The sequence below is a fragment of the Thalassospira sp. UBA1131 genome (genome assembly GCF_002311515.1).
In the GTDB taxonomy this organism is placed as follows: domain Bacteria; phylum Pseudomonadota; class Alphaproteobacteria; order Rhodospirillales; family Thalassospiraceae; genus Thalassospira.
In genome coordinates, this window is record NZ_DCAO01000098.1 from 65338 (window position 1) to 72293 (window position 6956).

Here is a 6956-nt window from a genome sequence, read left to right on the forward strand (position 1 = left end):
CGAGTTTTGAGCGAAAAGTCCGGCACAGGTGCGGCAAGACGGGTACGCAGATCGTATTTGTCATCCCACTCCGACATTCGAGCGATGCCCGTCTTGCCAGCTTGCATGCGGGCTTTGATGGTTGGCCAGTCGTTGCCAAGTGCTGTAACGCCAGACATTCCGGTGACGACAACGCGGCGGGTCATAGCATGCCCCCATTCACACTAATGACTTGACGGGTAACATATGATGCATCGTCGCTGCACAGGAATGAAATGGTCGCGGCGACTTCATCGGCTGTTCCGTAACGGCGCATCGGAATCATGGCCTTGACCTCATCTTCGGGCAGGTCTTTGGTCATCTGCGTTTCGATGATCCCGGGTGCCACAGCATTGACGGTGATTTTACGTTTCGCGAGTTCGAGGGCGAGGGATTTGACCGCCCCGATGATCCCGGCTTTGGACGCCGAATAATTCACCTGGCCGCGGTTGCCAGCAATTCCTGCAATTGATGTCAGGGCAACGATGCGGCCACCTTTGCGCTGCTGAATAATCGGCATCAATAGCGGCTTGATAACGTTGTAAAACCCGTCAAGGTTGGTGTGAATGACGCTGTCCCAGTCGTCGTCTTCAAGGGCGGGAAATGGACCATCTCGTGTGACGCCAGCATTCAGAATAATGCCATATGGTGCGCCATGTTCGGAGATATCGTTTTCCAAGGCTTCGCGTGTCGCGTCCCGATCGGAGATATCAAACTGTACCAGCCGGGCTTGAACCCCGGATGCCAGAACATCTTTTGCGACAGATTCAGCGCCATCACGATCAGAGTTATAATGAAGAACGATGTCAAAGCCATCCCGTGCAAGACGTCGTGCTGTTGCGGCACCTATGCCCTTGCTGGCGCCTGTTACCAATATGGTCCTGGTCATTGGTCTGTTGTTTCTTGGTTGTTGTCCGAAGGTGATGTCAAAGAAGTTTCATTGTCTTTGGGCTGATATACATTGATGCGTGCGGCGACAAGTATTTCCTCGCCCAAACGGATTTCACCGTCTAAGACACCCATTTCACCATCTTCAAAGATGTTGCTTATGTGAACCGACAGGGTGCGGCCGATAGGGAACCAGTTGCATGATAGCGTGACCTTGCGCGATCCCAGAAGGTACCCGACACTTGGTGTCGCGTCAGGATCAGTGTTTTTTGCGCGCCAGCCGCTATAGGCGGCAACAGTCTGTGCAATATATTCAATGCCCACATAGCTCGGCACACCTTTGTTGGGAACGCAGAACATGCTGTTGGCCGTGATGTCGACTTCGGCGGTCAGTGAGGTTTCGTCAGCGGACATGGCCCGATCAATCAACAGCATCGGCTTGGCATGCATGACCAGTTCACTGATCGGAGGCAGGGCATGATTATGGCGCTGTGGCATGTTGGTCATGAAGTTGTCCATCCTTTTCCAAGGATGACAGAGACATTGCTGCCGCCAAAGGCAAATGAGTTGCTCATCATTGCCAGGCGATCAGCCGGCGCCAGGGATTGCTGTGCAGCCACAAGGTTCAATTCCGGAATGTCATCATCCAGGTCGCCATCCCAGCGATGCTGTGGGAGCGGTGCGCCAGTCTTGTTTTCGCTCAGCGAAAGCCAAAGAATTGCAGCTTCGATTGCGCCAGCTGCCCCCAAGCTATGCCCGGTTAAGGGTTTGGTCGAACTGGCCGGTACGTTTGATCCCAGAACTTCTGTAACGGCCTTGGCCTCCATAACATCATTAAGTGGCGTTGCCGTGCCATGAAGGTTGATATAGGCGATGTCGTCCGCTGTCAGGCCTGCATGCGCCAAGGCGGTGCGCATGGCACGTGCCGCGCCAACGCCATTCGGGTGCGGGGCATTGGGGTGATAGGCGTCCGAGCTTTCACCCACACCAAGTAATTCGATATCGCCGGCATCCTTGCGCAGAATAAAGAGGGCGGCACCTTCACCAATATTGATGCCATCGCGGTTCCGGCTCATCGGGTTGCAAATCGACACCGACAGCGATTGCAACGTATCAAACCCGCCAACGGTCAGCCGACACAGACTGTCAACGCCCCCAACAATAACGGCATCGCAGATATCCGCCTTTAGTAATCGCATGCCCGACGCAAAAGCCTTCGCACTCGATGAGCAGGCGGTAGAAACAGAGTAGGCAGGGCCCCCTAGTTTAAAGGCATCCCTTAGAAATGCTGAGGGGGATCCTATTTCCTGATGTTCATAGCGGAAGGTATCAGGAAATTCGCCGGTTTCGACGCGATGTTGATAGTAATTGGTGCCTTCTTCAATCCCGGAGGTGCTGGTCCCGATCAGAACGCCAATCCGTTGTCGGCCATAGGTGGCAATCAGCGCTTCAATCTCATCATCGATCTGGCTTGCAGCGGCCCAAAGAAGGCGGTTGTTGCGGGTATCATGGGCTGATAATTGCGGCGGCAGTGCAGGCAGGTCTGCCGTAACAGAGCCAAGAATGGCGTCACGGTCCGGTAAATAACCGCTGCGTTTTATCATGTCTGCCGGTCTGCGTCCGGCAAGTGTCGCCGCGGTCTCTGCCTTGCCATTTCCCAGCGCGGAAATAATGCCGAGCGATGACAGATAAAATGCATGCCGGGCCATACTTAATTCCCGGTCCGTATCGAATTGATCTTGATGCGATAGTTGAATTGCTGGTTTTCCAGAATGGCCTGACCTTGCCAGACGTCTTTGATCGGGTGTTCGATGGTGGCGTATTTGCGGCCCGTATCGTCAAGCCGAATGGTTCGCTCACCAAATCCCTCATGAACCGACATATTATCGGGCAGGGCATCTTCAACAGCATCAAGTGGCCAATAGGTCATCACAATGTCCGCAAGAAGTCTTTTGGTATCAAATTCTTGCGGCAACGGTATGCTCAGCGGTCCAGTCGATTTCAACGGCACGACGGCCTAGATCATCAATCAGGACAATTCGCGCGCGATCAGGCTGAATATTGATGCGCCCCTGAAAGGTTGCGGTTCCGGACTGGGTTTGATTGTTCCAGGTTGCTTCAACCTGTTGGGCAACATCAATTGTCTCGTCTTCATCCCAAGGGGCAGCGGGCAGCGTGAATTCAAGCCCGTCAGCCAAGGCCACCTTATGCCCAGCATTGCCTGAAAACACATCCGGCAGGGCAACCTGAGGCAGGTTCATCGTCTCGCACGCCGACAGGCCGATCATGCAGGCCAAGATCATTGCGGATTTCAGGATGCGGGAGTGCATAGGTCGTGCAACATCTCAAGATAACGGTCGGTTTTGGCAACCAGTGGATTTTCCATGTTCCATGCATAACCTGCCAGGATGGAAACGACCATACGTTTCAGTTGGGAATCATCATCTGGTTGTTCAAAAATAATTGTCTGCAAGCGGCCGTCATACCATGCATCAACATACGATCTGAAGGTTTGCACGCCTTGGATCAATGGTTTGGCAAAGCCCGTTTCCCAGTCGATGTCTTTGCGTGCCTGATGGCGCGCGATCAACATATCCGCAGCCAATTCCGCAGAATGAAGGGCAATTGTAACACCTGACGAGAATACCGGATCAAGGAAACCGGCAGCATTGCCGAGCAATACATACCCATCGCCGCACAGCTTTTCAGATTCCGCACTGTATCCGGCGATTGATTGCAATGTTCGGGTTTGTTTCGCATTGGCCAGCAAATGACCAAGGCGGGTTTCGGATATCAACCGGTCAAAGATGTCGTGTTCGGACATACGGGCAAACTCTGGGTCGCCATCAGGATAAATAACCCCAACGGATGCGGTGCCATCTGAAAACGGGATCAGCCAGTACCAGATATCGCGACGATCAGGATGAACGGTGATCAGGATTTTGTCACGGTCATAGCCAGGGTCGTCAATGCGGTCCTTTACATGGGTAAACAATGCACGCCGGGCAATTGATTGCGGTGCACGGGCAAGTCCCAAAAGTTTTGGTAAAACACGGCCATAACCGCTGGCGTCGACAATAAAACCTGCCCGCAATTCGGATGTTATGCCCGCCTTATCCTGATAGGTGATGAGACAATCACCATCTGACGTCTGTACTGCTGTGACTGTATGACCAAATCGAAGGTCAACCCCAGCGCGTGCGGCCTCGTTGGCAAGGATATGATCAAATTCGGCACGCTTTACCTGATAGGTTGTGCCCCAACCAGTGGTCTCGAAATTCTGGCGGAAATCAATATTGCGATGTTTTTTGCCGCACTCAAAGACAGCGCCGTTTTTGTGCTGGAAACCTGCTTTTTCAAGGGCGGGCAGAAAACCGGCACGTTCAAGCACATTCATGCAATTGGGTAGCAGACTTTCGCCAATGACGAAGCGTGGAAATTCCTGTGCTTCAAGCACTGTGACATGAAGTCCTGCATCGTGAAGCAGTTTTGCCACTGTGCTTCCAGCGGGACCGGCGCCAATGACGGCGATATCGCAATCCTGTCTCAATTTCCACGTCCTGTTGTTGTCGTGAGCTTGTTTGGTGCTGTCATCCAGAAGGCAAGAAACCAGGCGCCAACCAACCCGATTGCTATCACAGTGCCGATATCACTAACCAACGGGACTGAACTGGTCGCCAAAAGGCCAAATGCAAGAACGCTGCTAATCAGCGACAGAAAGACAGCAAGCTGGGTATGTGCTGCCTGTTCCCCCTCATTTCCTTCACTGAGGAAAAGCACGTAATCCGCGCCAATTGCAAAGACAAGGAACATCGCCATCGTTGTAAAGAAACTGATCGAAACACCCAGCACTGTCCCGCCAAGGAGTGCAAACAAGATCGCGCCGGCAGGGGCGGAAAAGATACGGATACCTTTTTGAACGCCATAGCGAAGTGAGGCAAGAAACAGCGCAATCAGCAGAACCGAGCCAAGTGCGACATAGGCCCAATAGCGGTATTCCGCGAATTGCATGCTGATCGTTTCCGTCGGGCTGATCAGGCGGGCATTGTCAAAGGGCTTAAGAACTTTGGTGACTGCAGCGCCATCTGCAAGACCTCGGAGCCGGATGATATCGGATGCGCCGGTTTGAAGAGTAGTCACCTCTGGCAAGGTGTTGCCTACCATATCCGCAGTAAGGTACGGCGCGTCCAAATCCGGGGTGCTGATGGAAATTTGCAGAACTTCAGCCAATGCAGGGGCGAATGGCTGGTAAAGGTTGTTTCGAACCAGTTCTCTGTTGGCTTTCTGGTGCGCAATGGATGGGACAAAATCTGATAGTGCGATAGCACCCTGAATTTTCCCGTCGGCGATCAGCGGCGAGATGGCTTGGCGAACCGCCTCGGATGTCTCAAGTCGCTGCTGTGCGTTTTTGCCGTTAATCCTGATAAATGCCGGGCTTCCGCCCAAGCCAAGGGTTTCAGATATGGTCCGGGCGTCTGAAACCAGGGTCGGATTGCTTTGACCAAGGGCGCGTATGTCATCATGGCCGGGAACAAGATAGGCCGTAACGGGGAGGGCGGCGATCAGGATGCCTGCCACAATCAATCTCTGCCGTGCTGAAACAACAACGTAGGACAAGGCGACCATAAGGTTGTTGTGTATGGCCGCGATCGGCGAGTTAGTCCGAACTTCACGGGCCGGAAAAAGCGGAAGCAGGAATTTTACTGAACAATAGGCCGAAAGCAGTCCGGCAATCGAATAGATGGCGATTTGCAGCAACAAACTGGTGGGGCTCAGTGCCAGCGCGATAAAGCCGATCACAGAGGTTAAAAGCCCCAAACCAAGACCGCTTCGGATTGCCTTAAAGCGATCATCGGACCCTGTTTTACCCGTCGGAACCACGAGAAAATGCAGGGCATAGTCAATTGAGATCCCGATCATTGTCGCGCCGAAGACTAGGGCAATTGCATGAATGGTGCCGAAAAAGGCAGTCAGGGCTGTGGCACCCGCAATCAGTCCACTTCCGACAACCACAATCGCGCCGATAAGTGGTAACGGCGAAAAGAAGGTCAGGCCGATCATGATTGCCACCCCAAGTGTCGCAATCGAAGCAATGGTTTGTACGTCACTTTTGGCTGTGGTGGCTTCGTTCACGGCAAAGAATATCTGACCGGTTTTAAAGATCTTCAGTTCGGGGGAAGTTTGGTGCACGTCACTGATGATCAGGTTGACCTGATCAACCCAGTTTCTGGCATGGCTGCCCGATTGGTCACTTTGCAGCGAGACAATCAACGGAAGATAAATGCGATCATTTTTGGTGACGATATCATTCTCGGGGCCGAGTTTTGTCGCCAACCCAGTCAGAAATTCCGGCATCAGCAGGAACGGGTCCTGCTTTAACGTCGTGCTGGTGAAGGATGAGGCAGGCGAATAGAGCTGTTGAAGTGTGCGTTGATACAGCAGATCTGCTTGCCCGTTGGCAAGTGCAGTCCTGTCACTGTCAGACAACAACCCGCTGGCATAGGGGCCATAGAGGCTGCGCACGTCTTTAAGGCGTGCGGCGTTTTGTCCGGGCAGCGTGACGTTTTCAGTACCATCAATCTGCGAGATTTCTGTTTTGAGCTTTTCGGCAAGGGATGTCAGCTGATCCCGGTCAGTATGCGACAGCATCAAAATCGCTTGTCGACCATTTTCCCTTAGCAGGGCGCGTACCGCGTCAATATCGCTGATGCCATCCTGATTGCGTTCCTGTTCCTGGCCAATCAATGACAGAAAGTCAGCATCCAATTGGGTCCGGTCTGTCGTAAACTGCCAGACAGTGAAGCTGGCCATCACGACGAGACAAATGATCCAAACGAATGCGCTCCGCATTATTCGGGTATCCCGTCTGTAACGAGTTTGGCGAATTCAGGGGGAAGAGGAAGCATTCCGACCACCTGATCATCAAACGTAATGACATCCTGATCTGACGATGGTTTTTCGATCGTCACCGTTTTCACAAAGATATCGCCTGACGCCGCGATCCGGTTCAAGTGGGTCGCGACAGCACCGTTAGTTTTCGGCGTTAGGAT

General features: G+C 53.0%; 9 protein-coding genes. All 9 read right to left on the reverse strand.

Going from position 1 to position 6956, the window contains the following annotated elements; translation table 11 throughout:
- The coding region (locus B3Z49_RS15465) for a beta-ketoacyl synthase N-terminal-like domain-containing protein (protein ID WP_296992491.1) at positions 1 to 185 on the reverse strand (185 nt) is incomplete at its 3' end.
- The gene (fabG, locus tag B3Z49_RS15470) at positions 182 to 907 is read right to left on the reverse strand and encodes a 3-oxoacyl-ACP reductase FabG (protein ID WP_296992493.1); all 726 of its coding nucleotides are present in this window, start codon (positions 905 to 907) and stop codon (positions 182 to 184) included. The genes B3Z49_RS15465 and fabG, both read right to left, overlap by 4 nt.
- Complete coding sequence (locus B3Z49_RS15475) at positions 904 to 1425, reverse strand: hypothetical protein (protein WP_414716263.1); 522 nt, start codon at positions 1423 to 1425, stop codon at positions 904 to 906. The genes fabG and B3Z49_RS15475 overlap by 4 nt, the downstream gene beginning before the upstream one ends.
- A complete protein-coding gene (locus B3Z49_RS15480; RefSeq protein ID WP_296992497.1) occupies positions 1410 to 2615 on the reverse strand; it encodes a beta-ketoacyl-[acyl-carrier-protein] synthase family protein in 1206 nt (401 codons plus the stop codon). Before B3Z49_RS15480 ends, B3Z49_RS15475 begins: the two co-directional genes overlap by 16 nt.
- A 2-nt stretch (positions 2616 to 2617) precedes the next feature.
- Complete coding sequence (locus B3Z49_RS15485; protein WP_296992499.1) at positions 2618 to 2836, reverse strand: DUF3261 domain-containing protein; 219 nt, start codon at positions 2834 to 2836, stop codon at positions 2618 to 2620.
- A gap of 28 nt (positions 2837 to 2864) precedes the next feature.
- Positions 2865 to 3209, reverse strand: a complete 345-nt coding sequence (locus tag B3Z49_RS15490) for a hypothetical protein (protein ID WP_296992501.1) — start codon at positions 3207 to 3209, stop codon at positions 2865 to 2867.
- 8 nt (positions 3210 to 3217) lie between these two features.
- Positions 3218 to 4456 carry an NAD(P)/FAD-dependent oxidoreductase gene (locus tag B3Z49_RS15495; RefSeq protein WP_296992503.1) on the reverse strand — a complete coding sequence of 413 codons (1239 nt, stop codon included), beginning with the start codon at positions 4454 to 4456 and terminating at the stop codon, positions 3218 to 3220.
- Entirely contained in the window at positions 4453 to 6756 is a 2304-nt protein-coding gene (locus B3Z49_RS15500) for an MMPL family transporter (RefSeq protein ID WP_296992504.1), read from the reverse strand. Before B3Z49_RS15500 ends, B3Z49_RS15495 begins: the two co-directional genes overlap by 4 nt.
- Positions 6756 to 6956, reverse strand: a 201-nt coding sequence (locus B3Z49_RS15505) for a hypothetical protein (RefSeq protein ID WP_296992507.1), incomplete at its 5' end; no start/stop codon positions are given. The genes B3Z49_RS15500 and B3Z49_RS15505, both read right to left, overlap by 1 nt.